The 18,334-nt window shown below is 56.3% G+C and carries 13 protein-coding genes; 6 read left to right on the forward strand and 7 right to left on the reverse strand.

Annotation, left to right across the window (positions count from 1 at the left end; translation table 11 throughout):
• Positions 1-31: 31 nt before the first annotated feature.
• From PGR91_RS01450 to PGR91_RS01460, 3 genes are all read right to left on the reverse strand, one after another.
• Positions 32-1,843 carry a DUF4838 domain-containing protein gene (locus PGR91_RS01450; protein WP_118655458.1) on the reverse strand — a complete coding sequence of 604 codons (1,812 nt, stop codon included), beginning with the start codon at positions 1,841-1,843 and terminating at the stop codon, positions 32-34.
• A 97-nt stretch (positions 1,844-1,940) separates the two neighbouring features.
• Complete coding sequence (locus PGR91_RS01455) at positions 1,941-2,741, reverse strand: creatininase family protein (protein ID WP_118655460.1); 801 nt, start codon at positions 2,739-2,741, stop codon at positions 1,941-1,943.
• Positions 2,742-2,757: 16 nt separating this feature from the next.
• Positions 2,758-4,311 carry a PglZ domain-containing protein gene (locus tag PGR91_RS01460; protein ID WP_055202564.1) on the reverse strand — a complete coding sequence of 518 codons (1,554 nt, stop codon included), beginning with the start codon at positions 4,309-4,311 and terminating at the stop codon, positions 2,758-2,760.
• A 439-nt stretch (positions 4,312-4,750) separates the two neighbouring features.
• On the opposite strand from PGR91_RS01460, the gene PGR91_RS01465 reads away from it, so the two are divergent.
• From PGR91_RS01465 to lptC, 6 genes are all read left to right on the forward strand, one after another.
• A complete protein-coding gene (locus tag PGR91_RS01465) occupies positions 4,751-5,035 on the forward strand; it encodes an HU family DNA-binding protein (RefSeq protein WP_055202566.1) in 285 nt (94 codons plus the stop codon).
• A 284-nt stretch (positions 5,036-5,319) separates the two neighbouring features.
• On the forward strand, positions 5,320-6,864 hold the full coding sequence (locus PGR91_RS01470) for an Rne/Rng family ribonuclease (protein WP_101571782.1): 1,545 nt from the start codon (positions 5,320-5,322) through the stop codon (positions 6,862-6,864).
• 8 nt (positions 6,865-6,872) lie between these two features.
• Positions 6,873-10,223, forward strand: coding sequence for a transcription-repair coupling factor (mfd, locus tag PGR91_RS01475; RefSeq protein ID WP_055202571.1), 3,351 nt, complete (start codon positions 6,873-6,875; stop codon positions 10,221-10,223).
• A 70-nt stretch (positions 10,224-10,293) separates the two neighbouring features.
• Entirely contained in the window at positions 10,294-11,022 is a 729-nt protein-coding gene (locus PGR91_RS01480; protein WP_055202574.1) for a type III pantothenate kinase, read from the forward strand.
• A complete protein-coding gene (locus tag PGR91_RS01485; protein ID WP_101571786.1) occupies positions 11,012-12,337 on the forward strand; it encodes a hypothetical protein in 1,326 nt (441 codons plus the stop codon). The genes PGR91_RS01480 and PGR91_RS01485 overlap by 11 nt, the downstream gene beginning before the upstream one ends.
• A gap of 18 nt (positions 12,338-12,355) precedes the next feature.
• The gene (gene lptC / locus PGR91_RS01490) at positions 12,356-13,054 is read left to right on the forward strand and encodes an LPS export ABC transporter periplasmic protein LptC (protein ID WP_055202580.1); all 699 of its coding nucleotides are present in this window, start codon (positions 12,356-12,358) and stop codon (positions 13,052-13,054) included.
• A gap of 67 nt (positions 13,055-13,121) precedes the next feature.
• Here lptC and folE read toward each other — a convergent pair whose 3' ends face one another.
• The 4 genes from folE to hflX form a co-directional block, all read right to left on the reverse strand.
• A complete protein-coding gene (gene folE / locus PGR91_RS01495) occupies positions 13,122-13,721 on the reverse strand; it encodes a GTP cyclohydrolase I FolE (RefSeq protein WP_101571788.1) in 600 nt (199 codons plus the stop codon).
• A gap of 73 nt (positions 13,722-13,794) precedes the next feature.
• The gene (locus PGR91_RS01500; protein ID WP_259336691.1) at positions 13,795-16,290 is read right to left on the reverse strand and encodes a helix-turn-helix domain-containing protein; all 2,496 of its coding nucleotides are present in this window, start codon (positions 16,288-16,290) and stop codon (positions 13,795-13,797) included.
• 20 nt (positions 16,291-16,310) lie between these two features.
• Entirely contained in the window at positions 16,311-16,967 is a 657-nt protein-coding gene (upp, locus tag PGR91_RS01505) for a uracil phosphoribosyltransferase (RefSeq protein ID WP_055203514.1), read from the reverse strand.
• An 88-nt stretch (positions 16,968-17,055) separates the two neighbouring features.
• Complete coding sequence (hflX, locus tag PGR91_RS01510; protein WP_101571792.1) at positions 17,056-18,252, reverse strand: GTPase HflX; 1,197 nt, start codon at positions 18,250-18,252, stop codon at positions 17,056-17,058.
• Positions 18,253-18,334 lie beyond the last annotated feature (82 nt).

Consider the following 18,334-nt stretch of genomic DNA (forward strand, 5'->3'; position numbering starts at 1 on the left):
ACTCCGGTTTCCCGGAACATTCGTTTCGACTTTATTTCCGGGTCGCCGCTTCCAGCGCCTCACGGGTCTGCCGGCAATACTCGTCGGGCGACACGCCTCCTTCGACGAAATGCCGAATCTTCACTTTATTGCATAACGCATGGAAATCGTCCAGCAGGACCGTTATTTCGGGACGCACCCTCCAGCGGCCGTCCGCCTGTTCGAACACCCGGTCTTCGGCGGTACCGCGCGCCTTGGCGATCTCGAAAAGCGAAAAGGTCAGCGGCAGGCGAGCCACCCGCACCCGTTCGAGCACGTCGGGTTTCGATACGACCGCTTTTTCGGCTTCGTCGAACAGGACTTCGTAACGGGCAAAAAGCTCCGGACGCATATATCCCTTCTCGTAATGATCGTACGGCTTGCCGTAAATAGTCAGCGGCAGGCCCGACTTTTCGAGTTCGTCGTGCATCAGGTCGATATAAGCCGCAATATGCGGCCCCGCTTCCTCGTAATACCCGGACAGGAAATCGGCCAGTTCGGCGCGGATATCGACATCGGGATTCCACAGCAGCCGGGCCACCAAGTAAGGCCGCAATTCGCAGAATTCACCGCCTTTGCTGATATTGCCTTGCTGAAACTGGGCCGTCACGCCGTTGCGAACGAAATACTGCATGTTCGGCTGCAACGTGCGCAGGTTCGGATACGGGGCCATCAGATTCGAAAACTGAATCACGTAATCCCACATCAGGATACTTTTGGCGATTTTCCCCCACTCCTCGAAATCGGTGCGGAACGCCCGGCTGGTCGGATCGGTTTCGATCGGCCGATGGCGGTTGCACTCGATGTCGCACAGCATGATATTGACGTTGTCGGCCGGGCGAATTCCTTTCGGGGCCGTACGACTGTAACGGTAGGCAAGCGTCGAAATCATTTTGTCCGGGAACCGAGCGGCCACGCGGTTGGCGAAAGCGACGACCGAACCGCTCGGAGCGCCGGCCTGCTCGTCCAACTCCCGGCAGGAGGGACAGGCGCAGTTATAGCCGTGCTCGGCATAGGTGTCGTTCTGACTGACCGACCAATAAAGGGCGTCGGGCTGCTCGCGCATCCTGTCGCCGAGGTTTTCGACGACCGTCTCCAGCACGTCCGGGTCGGTCAAGCACAACTGCGCGCAAAGGTGACCGTCGGCCTGCATGCCGACCCGTTTGCCGTCGACCAGGGCGTAATATTCCGGATGTTCCGCAAAATACCGGTCGGGCGGCAGCAACTGCGCGAACGTATGCACCCACATGCCCCAGTCGGGTTTCATGTGATCGAGCTTATGCCAATCCGCATAGAACGGATCGTCGGCCACTTCGTAAAAGACGTTCCGGTAGAGGTTGACCGGCACCTGGCGGTCGGCGATCCCGGCTGCGACCGTCACCTTCGCGAGCGTCGGATATTTGAACACGGTCGGCGAATAACAGCGGTAACCGAGGTATTTGTCGAAAAACGTATAAACGCCGTACAACACCCCCTTTTCGCTGCCGCCGCGGATCGAGAGCGATTTGCGGTCGGTGCGGATCACGAACCCGTCCTGCTGCAGGCCGGAAGTATCGGCGGCGGAATTCGACCGCGACGTATTGCCGATCACGATCTCCCGCGCCGAAGGACGGCGGGCGTCGGTACAGACGGGCAGTTCGACCGAAGAACTCAGCGCGAACAGCCGCCGGAACTCGTCGGCCGCTTTTTTCTCGACCGGGGTGGCTTTTTCGGGAATGATAATTACATAACCGCTCTTACCGTGCGAGGCGAGCGTCAGTCCGCCGGCGCGGACGAAACCGGTTCCGGCCGCCAGCAGGCAAAAGACAAGCAGAATATTTTTCATAGCGGAAAAGGTTAGCGATTGTAGGCAAACCGACGACGCCCTCGGGCGCGACGCCGGCCGCCGTTTACAAAGCTACGAAAAATTCCGGACGAATCCGTTAAAAACGATCTGTTTCCGGGCGTCGCTCTCCGTAAATGCCGTCGGGCGCGGCGAGGTCGGCGAACAACCGCACCAGCCGGTCGACGACCGCTTCGGCGTAACGCGCCCCCTTTTCGGGCGAAGATTTCAGCGGATTGCCGATGCCCGTATCCTCCGACACCCGGTTCCAATCGCGCGGCACCCATGCCGTCCGGTCGTTCAACGACTCCACGGCGAACGGCTCCGAACGGCCGTCGCCGGCGCGTTCGATATCCACCAGTTCCGGATGGTAATGCATCATCAGCGAAGTCTCCATTTCCCCGGCGTGGTCGTCCCTTTCCTCGAAAAAATCCCGCTGCGGAACGATCCCGAACGAATCGGAAACAGCGATCAGGAAATCGGGGTATTCGAACGCCAGATCGCGCACCATGTTACGGAACGAATTGCCGCCATGTCCGTTCAGCACGATCAGCCGCGAAAGCCCTTGCCGCCGCAGCGAAGCGACGATGTCGCCCAACACGGCGCGCTGGGTTTCGTAGCGGGCATGCAGACAAAACGGCTTGTCCCACTGTCCCGGATTCTGCGCCCCCAGCGTAACGGGCGGCAGCACGACCGCGCGAACGCGGCGTTCGCGCCACAGCCTCGCCGCCGCGTCGACGGCCAGGCTCTGCGCCAGCAAGCAATCGGTCAGATACGGCAGGTGCAGGTTGTGCGGCTCCGTAGCGCCCCAAGGCAACACCGCCAGACGGTACGTTCCGCCCCTGAGGTCAGCATAGCAGCAGCGGGTAAGATCGACGCCGCATTCATCGGGATTCTCCATAACGGCAAACGGTCGGTTATCGAGGTTTCAACACCAGGAACGGCACGATCATCTCTTCCATCGAAATGCCGCCGTGCTGGAACGTATTGTTGTAATAGCGGACGAACTGATTCGTATTGTTCGGATAAACGAAGAAATCGCGGTTGTAGGCGAAAATGTAAGTCGACGTGATGTTCGACTTCGGCAGGTGCGCCAGCTCCGGCTTGGTGATCGCAAAAACTTCTTTCTGATTGAAGCCGAGGTTGCGCCCAGTCTTGTAGCGCAGGTTCGACGAAGTCGCGCGGTCGCCCTGCACGCGCACCGGATTATCCACCTGGATCGTACCGTGATCCGACGTGATGATGATCGTATGGCCGCGCTCGGCCAGCAGCCGCATCAGCTCCAACAGGTCGGAATGCTCGAACCACGAGCGGGTCAGCGAACGAAAAGCCGCTTCGTCCTCGGCCAGGTCGCGGATAATCTGCGTCTCGGTGCGGGCATGGGACAGAATATCGAGGAAATTGTAAACGATCACCGAGAAATCGGCATTATGTACCTTGTCGATATTCTCGATCAGTCGTTTCCCGGAATCCGTCTTGACGATCTTGTCGAAAAACAGGCTGTATCCCTTCCCCTGCGACTGGATTTGGCGGCGCAGGAAATCCTCTTCGTGCTGGTTTTTACCGCCTTCTTCATCGTCGTTCAGCCACAGGTCGGGCATGATCTTGTCGATCGCGGCCGGCATCAGTCCGGCAAAGATCGCATTGCGCGCGTACTGTGTCGCCGTCGGCAGGATGCTACAGTAAAAATCCTCCTTTTCAACTTCGAACAGACTGTGCAGCACCGGCTGGATCACCCGCCACTGGTCGTACCGGAAATTGTCGATCAGAAAAAACGTAGTCTTCGGAGCGGCGTCCACCACCGGGAACACTTTTTTGCGAATCAGGTTCTGCGACATCACCGGCGTATCGTCGTCGGGCTTCGCGAACCAGTCCAGATAACGGTTTTTGATAAATTTGGCAAATTCGTTGTTCGCTTCGTTCTTCTGGTAAGAGAGAATCTCGCGGACGCCCGGATCGGTCGATTCGGAGAGCTCCATCTCCCAGTTATACAGCTTGCGATAGATCTGCACCCAATCGGCGAACGTCCGCGCATCGGCGAACGACGACGAAATGCGCCCGAACTCGCTGCGGTAATCGGCCGTGGTCTGTTCGGTGACCAACTGCTGGCTGTGGACGTTCTTTTTGATCGACAGCAACACCTGATTCGGATTAACCGGCTTGATCAGGTAGTCGGCGATCTTCGATCCGACCGCTTTGTCCATGATGTTCTCCTCCTCGCTTTTGGTAACCATGATCACCGGGGTCATCGGCCGCAACTCCTTGATCCGGGGCAGCGTTTCGAGCCCCGTCAGCCCCGGCATCATCTCGTCGAGGATCACCAGGTCGAACTGCCGCGCAGCCACCAGGTCGATCGCATCGTAACCGTTGTTGCAGGTCTCCACGTCATAACCTTTTCCCTTCAAAAACAGGATATGGGGTTTCAGCAGATCAATCTCGTCGTCCACCCATAAAATTTTAGCACCGCTCATAACTCCTCCGAATTTTACTAACAAAGATAATTATTTTCCAGCCAACCCACCGAATACAAAGTCCGTAATGCGGCCGTTTGTTTCGATTATAATGCAAAAATCAGCCGTTTATTGCCCGCTGAAAGACTATAAAACGTTTTGCCGCGTTATACTTACGGCAGGCGCCGAAAGACACGAATCTAACAGACAGCGACTTACCCTTCCACAGAACGGTTATTCGTCTCAGAATAAGATTTATAAACGGAAATCGGGCCGGCCGTGATTTTTGGGCTGATTTTTGCGAAACCTCAGGGTATAGAAACGAAATAGGACAGAAAGAGTTAGCGCGCTCGGAAATCCAAAAAAAAAGTTGTTTTTATCGTTGGAATCAAAAATTAAATGTATCTTTGCACTCCAGCGGGAGTTTTGAAAATAAGTTAAACTAAAAATACTTGTAATTATGACTAAGGCGGACATCGTTAATGAAATCGCAAAAAGCACGGGCGTCGAAAAGGCGCAGGTGCAGCAGATCGTGGAATCTTTCATGGAAAGCATCAAAGATTCGCTGACGGCCAATAAGAACGTATACCTGAGAGGTTTCGGCAGCTTCATCGTTAAGAAAAGAGCTGAAAAAGTAGCCCGTAACATCTCGAAAAATACGACGATCACAATTCCTGCCCACAACATCCCGGCGTTCAAACCGGCCAAGAGCTTTGCGGGCAAGGTGAAAGCTAACACCAAATAGTAACCTTATTTATTAAATTTTTCAATCATGCCAAGCGGTAAAAAAAGGAAAAGGCATAAAATGTCTACCCACAAACGGAAAAAACGTCTGAGAAAAGACAGACACAAAAAGAAAAAGTAGGTCGCATATTTTATGCATCTTTAGTATTATAAACCTAAAGAGCCCTTCGGGGTCTTTAGGTTTATTGCATAATAAACAGCCAGTGATCACTTCTCCCCCACGACCGCCCGCGCAAAGGATCGCCAAGCGACGACGGCGGATCGTGACGAAACCTCAAACAACTGATGAATAAAGAATTAATAATCAATGTAACCTCCAACGAAATCACCATCGCCCTGTTCGAAGACAAACAGCTTGTCGAACTGAACAAGGAAAAATGCAAAACGGGATTTGCCGTCGGCGATATCTATCTGGGAAAAGTCAAGAAGATCATGCCCGGGTTGAACGCCGCGTTCGTCAACGTAGGATACGAAAAAGACGCATTCATCCACTACCTGGATCTCGGCCCTCAGTTCACCACCCAGCAGAAGCTGGTCAACATACTGACCAACAACAAGAAAATCCCGAACTTCGAAACCATGCGCCTCGACAAGGCGATGGGCAAGAACGGGAAAATATCCGGATTCATCGCCAGCGGACAATCGATCCTGGTACAAATCGCCAAAGAGGCCATCTCGACGAAAGGGCCCCGTCTGACCTGCGACATGTCGCTCGCGGGGCGCAACGTCGTACTGATCCCGTTTTCGAACAAGGTATCCATTTCGCAGAAAATCCGTTCGGCCGAAGAGCGCAAACGGCTCAAGCGCATCGCATCGGAAGTGCTGCCGAACAACTACGGCGTGATCATCCGCACCGCGGCGATGGGACAGCAGGACGAAGAGATCAAGCACGACATCCTGTCGCTGATCGAACGCTGGAAAAAAGTCATATCGGGCGTCCGCAACAGTACGGCTCCCGCCCTGATCCTCAACGAAGAGAACCGAACGACCACCATCATACGCGATCTGCTGAACGGTTCGTTCAGCAGCATTTGCATCGACGACCAGACCGTCTACGAAGAAGTGCGCGAATACATTCGCACGATCGCTCCGGAAAAGGAAAAAATCGTCAAGCTCTATAAAGGCAACGTTCCCATTTTCGACAATTTCGACGTATCGAAACAGATCATGTCGCTTTTCAGCAAATACGTCTCGCTGAAAAAGGGAGCCTACCTGATCATCGAACATACCGAAGCGCTACACGTGGTGGACGTCAACAGCGGCAACCGCGCCAAAGTGGACAACGACCAGGAGCAGACGGCCATGGACGTCAACCTGGCGGCGGCGGCCGAGATCGCGCGGCAGTTGCGCCTGCGGGATATGGGCGGTATCATCGTGATCGACTTCATCGACCTGCACAAAAGCGAAAACCGCACGGCGCTGGTCGAAAAGATGCGCGAGATGATGGCGAACGACCGCGCCAAGCACACCATCCTGCCGCTGTCGAAATTCGGCCTGATGCAGATCACCCGCCAACGGGTGCGTCCCGAGACGCACATCGACATGCGCGAAACCTGCCCGGCCTGCCACGGCACCGGACTGGTCACGCCGGCCGCGCTGCTCGATACGCAAATCGAAAAACAGATCGCCTACTACGCGAAAGAGAAAAAACTCGACTACATCAAGCTCCGAGTCAATCCGGTCGTAGCCGCCTTCCTGACCAAAGGGGTATTCTCGCTGCGGCTGCGCTGGATGCTGAAATACCGGTGCGCCATCCGCATCGTTAAAAACACGACCACCGGCATCATCGAAACCCGTTATTTCAACCGGAAGGACGAAGAATTGTTCTGAACCGCACCATGACCACCGACGAACTGCTGCAACTTTTTACCGGCGAAAAAGCTTACCGGCAACTGGCCGCGGAGATCCGTCCCGGCCGCAGCGTCGGACTGGCTTCGCTGACCGGATCGTCGCTGTCGCTGGTCGCGGCGGCAGCCGTGCGGCAAACCGGAGGGCTGCACGTTTTCGTCATGGAAGACCGGGACGCGGCGGGCTACTTGTACAACGATCTGTTTCCGCTGCTGGGCGAAGAACGACTGCTGTTTTTCCCGACCGGCTACAAACGTTCGATCCAATTCGGACAGGAAGATCCGTCGGGGATCGTACAGCGAACGGCGGCGCTGAACGCCGTAAAAAACAACGACGGCGGCGCGCTGGCGCTCTGCACCTATCCGGAAGCGCTGGCCGAAAAAGTCGTCGGCCAGCAGCAGCTCCGCGAAAGCATCCTGACGCTGCGCAGAGGCGACCGTCTCTCGACGGCATTCGTCGAAGAAATCCTCACGACGAACCGTTTCGAAAGGGTCGATTTCGTTTACGAACCGGGACAATACTCGGTACGCGGCGGAATCATCGACATTTTTTCGTTTTCGTCCAACGTGCCGTACCGCATCGACTTTTTCGGCGATGAGATCGACTCGATCCGCCCGTTCGACATTTCGACGCAACTCTCGACCGGGAAACTCGCCGAAGTCGAAATCGTCCCGAACCTGAAGGACATCGCCAATGCGTCGGCCCGCGTTTCGTTCGCCACGTTCGCCGGACAGGCCGTCTACTGGATCGCCGACGGCGAATACACGCTGAAACGATTCAACGACATCCGCACCAAAATACTCGGCGACCTCGAAAATCCGTCCGAAATCGACCGGATGGTCACCAGTCGCAAAGAATTTTTAGAAAACAGCGGCAAGGCGACCTTCATCCTGCTCAACGACAACATCACCGAACGCGCCGCAGACGTCCGGATCGCCTTCAATACTTCGCCGCAGCCGCAGTTCAACAAGAATTTCGAACTGTTGGCCGAAGACATCACACGAAACCGCGAAAACGGATACGAAACTTTTTTCCTGACCGAAAATAAAGCCCAACTGGAACGCCTGGGCAATATTTTCAATTCGATCGGCGCCAAACAGGTCCGGTTCGGATCGGTGCCGTTGACGCTGCACGCCGGATTCATCGACCACATTTCGCAAAAGTGTTTTTATACCGACCACCAGATCTTCGACCGTTATCAGCGCTATCGCATCCGCGGCGAACTGGACCGCAGCGAAAGTCTGACGATCCAGGAGCTTAACTCGCTGAAGGTAGGCGATTACGTGGTACACATCGACCACGGCGTAGGACGCTTCGGCGGACTGACGCGCACGGTCGAAAACGGCAAGGTACACGAAGCGATCAAGCTGGTCTACCGCGACAACGACGTGCTGCTGGTCAACGTACACGCGCTGCACCGCATTTCGAAATACAAAGATAAGGAGAGCGAACCGCCGAAAATCTACAAGCTGGGATCGGGCGCCTGGCAGCGGATGAAGCTGAACACGAAAAAGGCGGTCAAGGACATCGCCCGCGAGCTGATCGCGCTGTACGCCAAACGCAAGGCGAGCGAAGGTTTCGCATATTCGCCGGACAGTTACCTGCAGCACGAACTGGAAGCCTCGTTCATCTACGAAGATACGCCCGACCAGCAGACCGCCACGCAACTGGTCAAGCAGGATATGGAGAGCCGCACGCCGATGGATCGGCTGATCTGCGGCGACGTCGGCTTCGGCAAGACCGAGATCGCGATCCGGGCCGCTTTCAAGGCAGTCACCGACTCGAAACAGGTCGCCGTACTGGTTCCGACCACGATCCTCGCCTTGCAGCATTACCGAACGTTCAACGACCGGTTGAAAGAATTCCCCGTGCGGATCGAGCACCTGAGCCGCGTGAAAAGCGCGAAAGAGGTGCGGCAGATCGCCGACGACCTGGCCGCCGGCAAGATCGACATTCTGGTCGGAACGCACAAACTGCTCGGCAAAAGCATCGAATTCAAGGATCTGGGCCTGCTGATTATCGACGAAGAACAAAAATTCGGCGTAGCGGCCAAAGAGAAACTGCGCCACCTGAAAGCCAACATCGACACGCTGACGATGACGGCCACCCCGATCCCGCGTACGCTGCAATTCTCGTTGATGGGTTCGCGCGACTTGTCGGTCATTTCAACGCCGCCGCCGAACCGCCAGCCGATCGCCACCGAGAGCCACCTGTTCGACGAGGAGATCATCCGCGAAGCGATCGGATACGAGCTCTCCCGCAACGGGCAGGTCTATTTCGTCCACAACCGCGTCGAGACGATCGGCAACATCGAACGCCTCGTGAGGAAGCTGTGCCCGGAAGCGCGCGTTGGCGTCGGGCACGGGCAGATGAACCCGCAACAGCTCGAACAACTGATGATGGACTTCATTTACGGGGAGTTCGACGTGCTGGTAGCCACTTCGATCATCGAATCGGGAGTGGACGTGCCGAACGCGAACACGATCATCATTGACAATGCCCAAAACTTCGGCCTGAGCGACCTGCACCAATTGCGCGGCCGCGTCGGGCGGTCGAACCGCAAGGCGTTCTGCTACCTGCTGACGCCGCCGGACGAAATGCTGTCGTCCGACGCACGACGCAGGCTGCGGGCCATCGAAGAGTTCTCCGACCTCGGCGCGGGATTCAACATCGCCATGCAGGATCTGGACATCCGCGGCGCAGGCAACCTACTGGGCGGCGAACAGAGCGGTTTCATCGCCGATATCGGCTTCGAAACCTATCAGAAAATCCTGAACGAGGCGATCGCCGAACTGCGCGAAGAAGAATTCGCGAAAACCGGCGAAACGCCCGGCGAAACGGCGCCGCCGCAACCGGCCACGTACATCTCCGACACGCAGATCGACACCGACCGCGAAGCCTTTATCCCGGACGCTTACATCAGCAGTTCCGCCGAGAAAATCCGCCTGTACCGCGAACTCGACCACATCACAGACGACCGGCGGCTGGCCCTTTTCGAGAAAAATCTGATCGACCGTTTCGGCCCGGTTCCGGAAGCGACCCGCGAGTTGTTCGACATCGTTCGGATGCGGTGGGTATGCATCGAACTCGGGTTCGAGAAAGCGATCGTCAAAAACGGCATCATGATCCTGAAATTCATCGAAAACCAGCATTCGGCCTACTACAAAAGCACGGTATTCGGCAACATCCTGAAAATCGCGACGCGCCCCGACAGTAAATTTATTTTCAAACAGAACAATAATAAGCTGTCTATTGTAGTTAGAAATATAAAAAACATATCCGAAGCGACTGCGAACCTTTGCGAACTGGCAGCCAAAGTCCGCGGGGAAGGGGTCGTTTAGCGGGATTTCGTACCGGAGCGGAGAGCGGCGGGAGGTTGCGGGAACGGTTTTTATCACTAATTTTGTACGGATGAATCTTGCTATCGACATAGGAAACACGCTCGCCAAACTGGCCATCATCGACGGTGGCCAGGTCGTCGATTTTCTGAAAACCGAACAGATCGACACGGCCTATATCGAAAAACTGCTCAAAGCGAACCCGGGCATCGACGCCGCGGTGATCGTCTCGTCGCGCGACACGGACGAGGAACTCGAACGGTTCCTGGAACAGCGCATGAAGCGGTTCCTGAGGTTCGACCAAAACGTCCCGGTGCCGATCGTCAACCGCTACGCCACGCCCGGCACGCTGGGCGCCGACCGGCTGGCCGCAGCCGTAGGAGCCAATACGATCTACCCGAACAGCGATATCCTGATCGTCGATTTCGGAACGGCCATTACGATCGACGTCGTCTCGGGCGGCGAATTCCTCGGCGGCAACATCACCCCCGGCGCGGCGATCCGTTTCAAGGCCCTGCACCACTTCACGAAAAAACTGCCGCTGTGCTCGCTGAACGATAACCCGACCGAACTGTTCGGCAACACCTCCGTAAGCGCCATCGAATGCGGCGTGGTCAACGGAATCGTTTACGAAATCGAAGGCTATATCCGCGACCTGCAACGCAAATACAGCGACCTGCGGATAATTTTCACCGGGGGAGACAGTAATTTCTTTGCCAAACGATTAAAAAATACGATATTTGCAACCTACGACCTTGTGGCTTACGGTCTGAACCGAATTTTAGAATATAATGCAGAATAACAAGCGAATTCTCCGGGTTGTCCTGGCATTGTTGCTGGCGTTGCCCGCAGCGGCGTGGGCTCAGAGCAGCAGTCTGAATACTTTCTCTCCTTATACGTTTTACGGAATCGGGGACTTCTCGACCCAGGGTCCCGGGTATATGCGTTCGATGGGAGGCGCCGGTATCGGATTACGCAACGCGCTGAAGATAAACTACCTGAACCCGGCCTCTTACAGCATTCTGAAACAAAAAACGTTCCTGTTCAACGTCGAAATCGAAGGAAACAACACCTACTCGAAAACCTCGGCAGCCAAAACCAGCCACAATTCGTTCAACGTAAGGGACATCGCACTTGCGTTCCCGATAGCCCGTTCGCTGGGAATCGGCATCAGCGTCACCCCGATGAGCAGCGTGGGCTACCGGATCGAAATGCGCGACACCGACCCGTTCTTCCTGGCTAATAATATGGACGTGCTGTATAACTACACCGGAGAAGGGAACGTCACGCAGGCCAAGCTGGGATTCGGCATCCTGCTGACCAAACGTCTGTCGGTCGGCGCCGACATGGTTTATTACCACGGGCGCATCTCGCGGTATTTCAACACCGACATCACTTCGCTGCTGTCCAACGAAACCTTCGTCAACGCCCACGGAACCGCGCGGGAATCCATTTCGCGGCTGGGGGCCAACATCGGATTGCAATACGACCTGATTCAGAGCGACAAACGCGTGCTGACCTTCGGAGCGACTTACCGGCCCAGGACGAATCTCAAGCCGACCACGAGCCGCTCGATCTACTCGACCAGCATTACGTCGGACAAAATTACCGATACGACTTCAAAAGAGAATTTCTCGCTGCCCAATACGTTCACGTTCGGCCTGAGCTACCAATCCGTACGGTTAAGCCTCGGCCTGGATTACTCCATGGAACAGTGGAACAACGTGAACACGAACGATCCGATGAACGGCATAGAATTCAAAAACAACCAGTACATCAAGTTCGGCGTTCAGTACATTCCGAATCCGATGGATGTCCGCCATGTCCTGAACCGGTGGTCTTACCGGCTCGGCTTCCGTTACAACGATTACTACATGCGGATCAACGGGCACAACGTCCGCGACAAGGCCATCACGCTCGGCGTGGGCATTCCGATCAAAGTCCAGGGACTGAGCGCCGTCAATGTCGGAGTCGAATTCGGCCAGCGCGGCAGAACCGCCGACGGCGCGATGGGAACGCGGCAGTTTCGGATGATCCGGGAGAATTACATCAAACTCTCCATCGGGCTGAGCTTGTTCGGCGAGGACGACTGGTTCAAGCGGTTCAAGTACCAATAACACCGGCCCCCGATCGAAATGATTCGCTTTTACCGAAATATCACGGCCGTCGCCGCACTTCTCGGAAGTGCGGCGCTGCTGTTTTCGTGCTCGCGGCAAACGGCCGTCGTCGAAGAGGAGAACAACCAGAATATGATGACCCAGCAGAGCGAGAACCTGACGGTCATCCAGACGAAGGAAGGTAACCTCTCCTTCCGTTTTTCCGCGCCGCTGCTCGAAGAGTACGAATATGCCGAGGAACCCTACATCGAATTCCGCAAAGGGATCGAGATCGAGACCTACAACGACTCGACCCAGACTGTCGAAGCGAAGCTGTCGGCCAATTACGCGATCTTCATGAAACGGCAGCAGCTCTGGGAAGCCAAAGGAAATGTCCGCGGCAGCAATGCCGACGGCAACCAGCTCGAAACCGAGCAGTTGTTCTGGAACCAGAAATCCAAACGGGTCTATTCCAACGTCGATTCGAAAATCACCCAGAAAGGGGATGTCATCTATGCCGACGGGTTCGAATCGAACGAGCGGTTCGACGATTTCGTAATGCGCAAAGTAAAAGGAAAAGTTACGGTCGATACGACTCCGAAGCAGGATTCCGTCGCCGGGACTCCGCCGGCCCCCGAGGCTCCGCAGCAACCGCCCGTAAAACCCGGTTATCCGGTTATCCGCGAAGGCGAAGCGGTGGCCCGCCCGCACGTCGAAGAGACGAAGGCGAAAGAATAAATCAGGAAAAATCTTCCTCCCGGTCCGCTTTGATTTTTCGACCGGAATCTCCCTTGCAGAAGACGGATCAGCCGCGGCGGATCAGATGAATAAACTCCTCCCGGGTCTGCATCTGCCTGAGGAACACGCCTGTAAATGCGGAAGTAGTGGTCAGTGAACTCTGTTTCTGCACGCCTCGCATCTGCATGCACATGTGTCCGGCCTCGATCACCACCGCCACCCCCAACGGATCGAGCGCCTGCTGAATGCAGTCGCGGATCTGGACGGTCAGTCGTTCCTGCACTTGGAGACGGCGCGCATAAGCTTCCACAACCCGGGCGATTTTAGAGAGTCCGGTAATATAGCCGTTCGGAATGTATGCGACGTGCGCCTTCCCGTAAAAAGGAAGCATGTGGTGTTCGCAAAGCGAATACAGCTCAATATCCTTGACGATCACCATCTGTTTGTACTCTTCGTGAAATTTGGCCGACAACAGGATTTCGCGCGGATCTTCATCGTAACCGCGCGTCAGGAAACACATCGCCTTGGCGATCCGTTCGGGCGTCTTGACCAACCCTTCGCGGTCGGTATCCTCGCCCAGCAGTTCGAGGATCGCTCGGTAATGTTCGGAAAGTTTCTCGATGGTTTCGGGATTGTACACCTCTTCTCTGGCGTAATTCTGTTCCATGATCCGTTGTTTTATGCGGAACAAAGGTAACACTCTTGCGGCAGATAACAAAAACGGAAACCGCAACGGCGGACTACTCGCCCCGTTCGAGCGCACTGTGCACGAAACGAATCTCGCTGTACGAATAATCGCTGCCGAGATTTTCCTGGATCAATGCGAATTTCTCTCCGGGATGCTCGTTCAGACAACGGGTAATCGCCCGGATCTTGTCTTCCGGCACGAATCGGTCGGCTTCGAGCGCGCCGCGCCGGATCAGGTCGGCAATATGCCCGTCGATCGTAGCTGCGCTCAATCCGCGTTCGGCGGCGATTTCGCGGCGGGTAAGCCCCTCTTCGAGCAATCCCAGCGTAACCAGCCGCGTGTCCTCCCGCTCTTTTCTCTTCGGTTTCGTCCCCCCTGCATCCGGCCTCACGGCGACCTCCGGAGTCGGGAAATCCATATCGGCTCCCGTTTCGGCCCGGAACTCCCGAACGAATTCCAGTACCGTATCCCCGTATTTCTCCAGAAACTTATCGCCTACCCCTTTGATACGCGCCAGTTCGCGGAGCGAAGAAGGCAACAGGTTCGACACGCCGAGCAGCGCTTTCTGGCTCATCACCACGTATACCGGAACTTTTTGCCGGCCGGCCTCCTCTTTGCGCCAGCTCCGCAGCGTTTCGAAAAGCGCCGGATGCAGCACGTCGTCGGAAACCGTCACCTTGGCTTCCGCGCCGACCGAACTCCGGGACTCTTCCAGCGAAGCCTTCGCCTTCGCTTCCAGGTAACGGTGCAGGTCGAATCCGTCAGCGGTCGCCTCCAGCACGGCTTTTTTAATCCGCACCTGGTCCCCGGCCGCCGACAGCATCTTCGCAAAATCTTTCCGCAGCTCCTTGCTGTCGATCTCGACGTCGCAGGCCGCCAACAGCGGATCGATAATCTCGCCGCATCGGGCCAGGAAATAGTCCCGTCCTTTGCCGACCCGTTCGGCGAGCCGCGGATCGTCGCGGTAGCCTGCGCTCCCGCCGATCATACGGTCGATCTGTTTTTGGAAACGAATGCCGACATCGCTTATCTCGGTGCTGAAACGCACCGTATGCTGTTGCCACATGGCCGACAATTTCGGATAAAGCGCGCCCAGGTGTTCGTCGACGAACCGGCGGAGTATCCGCAGTCGTTTGCCTACCGCCGCGAAATCGAACAGTTCCAACAACAGCCGCCGGTAATAAGCTTCGGCCTGACGGGCCAGCAGCGCGCCGTCCGGCCGGTGTTCCGCGGCGTAATCCGTAAACGCGCGGACGGTAGGATCGCAGATCATGCAACGCGCGTCGAGCGGGGCGCGCAGCACCAACCCTTCCAAACTCTTGCAGCGACTGAGCGCCACGTACACCTGCCCGTGCGAAAAAGAGTCGGCCGCGTCGATCACCGCGCGTTCAAACGTAAGCCCCTGGCTTTTATGGATCGTAATAGCCCATGCCGCTTTCAGCGGATACTGAACGAAGCGGCCTTCGACCTCTTCGGTCAGCTCTTTCGTTTCGGGATCGATCTTGTATTTGGTATTCAGCCATTCGGCCGGTTCCACGGCGATCGGCTCGGCGGCCCCGTGCGGCAGCACCTCGACCGACCCGTCGTCCAACCCCGTCACGATACCGATTTTTCCGTTATAATACCGTTTCTCGGGCGACGGATCGTTTTTGATGAACATCACCTGCGCCCCCGCCTTCAACGTCAGCGACGCATCGGTCGGATAAAGGTATTCCGGAAACGTTCCTTCCAGCGCCGCCTGGTAAGTACAGGACGCGCCGGGCAGCGCGGCCATTTTCGCCTCGTTGATCCCATGCGCCGTATGGTTATGCGATGTCAACGTAATGTATCCGTCCTTTTCGTCCGGATCGAAAGCGGGCCGGTAACGGCGGTTCAGCTCTTCGAGCATCGCAGGATCGACGCGGCTTTCGCGCACGGCATTCAGCATCGTAATGAAGCGTTCGTCGCTCTGCCGGTAAATATGTTGCAATTCGATGCAGACGTACGATGTCTCTTTCAGTGCCCGGGATTCGAAAAAGAACGGCGACGCATAGAATCGACCGAGCAAGCTCCACTCCTCGTCGCGCACGACCGGAGCCAACTGCTGCAGGTCGCCGATCAGCAGCAGTTGCACGCCGCCGAACGGTTTGCCCGGATCGCGGTACCGCCTGAGCACGTCGCTGACCGCATCGAGCACGTCGGCGCGGACCATGCTGATCTCGTCGATCACCAGCAGGTCGATGCTGCGAATAATGGCTATTTTCTGTTTATTGAAACGGAACTGCTCCTGTCGGTTCTGCGGGTTCACGCCGCGGACGGATTCGGGAATATACGGTGCGAACGCCAACTGGAAAAACGAATGGATCGTCACCCCGCCGGCATTGATCGCTGCCACACCGGTCGGCGCCACGACGATCATCCGTTTCGGCGAGCGTTCCCGCAGCCTGTGCAGGAACGTAGTCTTGCCCGTCCCCGCCCGTCCGGTCAAAAACAGATTGACGGCGGTCTCCCCGATAAAACGGTCGGCCAGTTCCAACTGCGGATTCTCCATCGTTCCCCCATCGGGCATTCGCCCTATCTAACAGTTCATTACATTTTATCGCCGTAGGCCAGATCGCCGGCATCGCCGATCCCGGGAACGATATAGGATTTCACCGTCAGTTCGGCATCCACCGTTCCGCACCAAATCTCGGCCTCTTGCATCGAAAAATTCTTTTTCGCGAACTCGATCCCCTCCTCGCTGGCGATCACCGTAGCGACGATCGTCCGGCGGGGTTTCCCGGCCTTCTCCAGCAACGCCTGATAGGTCAGCGCCAGCGACGCCCCGGTAGCCAGCATCGGATCGACGAGCAGCAGCGTCTTGCCGGTCAATTCGCAACTCGATATATACTCGACCTTGATATGGAAACTGCCGTCCTTGCTATACTTCCGGTAGGCCGACACGAACGCGTTCTGCGCATCGTCGAAATAATTCAGAAAACCCTGATGAAACGGAATCCCCGCCCGCAGGATCGTAGCGATCACCAGTTGGTCGTCCGGCAGCGACACTTCGGCTTCGCCGAGCGGCGTCTCCACGACATGCTTCGTATAGTGCAGCGTCTTGCTGATCTCATAAGCCATCACCTCGCCGGCCCGCTCCAGGTTGCGCCGGAAGCGCATACTGTCGCCCTGCACGTTCACATCGCGCATCTGCGCGATAAATCTGTTGAAAATGGTGTTTTCCCGATCCAATACCCGTATCATCATCTGTCCGCCCTTTTTTTTATGTAGCTGTTTTGTGAATTTTCGCAATATCCTTTATTAAAATACATTTTTGTATTTCACAGAAATACGATCAATACAAAAAGTTATTGAACGGATAACGCCCTGCATGGATCTCGCGCACCATGCCGTACAGGTCGTGCCGGAACTTTTCGATATTGATTTTCTCGCGCGCCGAAAGGAAGATACACGGCGTGTTGGCTTTTGCGATCCAGCTTTGCTTCAGATCTTCCAGCGAAAGATTCTCACGCGTGGCCGGGGTCAGGTCGTCCTCGTCCTTGCGGACGAACGTGTAAGCGTCGATCTTGTTAAAGATCAGAAAAACCGGTTTATCGCCCGCCCCGATCTCCTGCAGGGTCTGCTTCACCACGTCGATCTGCTCCTCGAAATTCGGATGTGAAATATCCACCACATGCAGCAGCAGGTCGGCTTCGCGCACCTCGTCGAGCGTCGACTTGAACGATTCGACCAGTTGATGCGGCAATTTGCGGATAAAGCCGACCGTATCCGACAGCAGGAACGGCAGGTTGTCGAAAACAACTTTGCGCACCGTCGTGTCGAGCGTCGCGAACAACTTGTTCTCGGCAAAAACCTCGCTTTTCGAAACCAGATTCATCAACGTCGATTTTCCGACGTTCGTATAGCCTACCAGCGCCACGCGCACCAGCGACCCGCGGTTGCTGCGCTGCACGGCCATCTGCCGGTCGATCTTTTTGAGCTGCTCTTTCAGCCTGCTGATCCGGTCGCGGATCACGCGGCGGTCGGTCTCGATCTCCCGTTCGCCGGCGCCGCCGCGCGTCCCGGTTCCGCCGCGCTGCCGTTCGAGATGCGTCCACATCCCGGTCAACCGAGGCAACAAGTACTGACACTGGGCCAGTTCGACCTGCGCTTTCGCATAGGCCGTGGTCGCACGCTGCACGAAAATATCGAGAATCAGACTTGTCCGGTCGTAAATCTTATTTTTGAAAATCCGGTCGAGGTTGCGCAACTGCGACGGAGTCAGTTCGTCGTCGAAAATCACGTAGGCGATCTCGTGCTCCTCGACGTAAGCCGCGATCTCGGCCAGTTTACCCTCGCCGACGAACGTTTTCGACGAAGGGTTGGCCAACCGCTGGGTAAACCGTTTGACCGAAGCGATCCCGGCCGTCTCGGCCAGAAACTCCAGTTCGTCGAGGTATTCCACGGCCTGCCGTTCCTGCTGCTGATCCCGGATCACCGCGACCAGCACGGCTTCGCGGGCGGGAACTATCGTTTCGTTTTCCTGTTTCATAAATTCAAAAAAGGCGCTTCGCCACGCGGCCGGAACACCCTCCCCCGTCTCTCGCGCACCAGACTCAATTTACCACAAATTT

Origin of the sequence: Candidatus Alistipes pullistercoris, assembly GCF_027665465.1 — a bacterium.
GTDB classification, from domain to species: Bacteria; Bacteroidota; Bacteroidia; order Bacteroidales; family Rikenellaceae; genus Alistipes_A; species Alistipes_A hominis.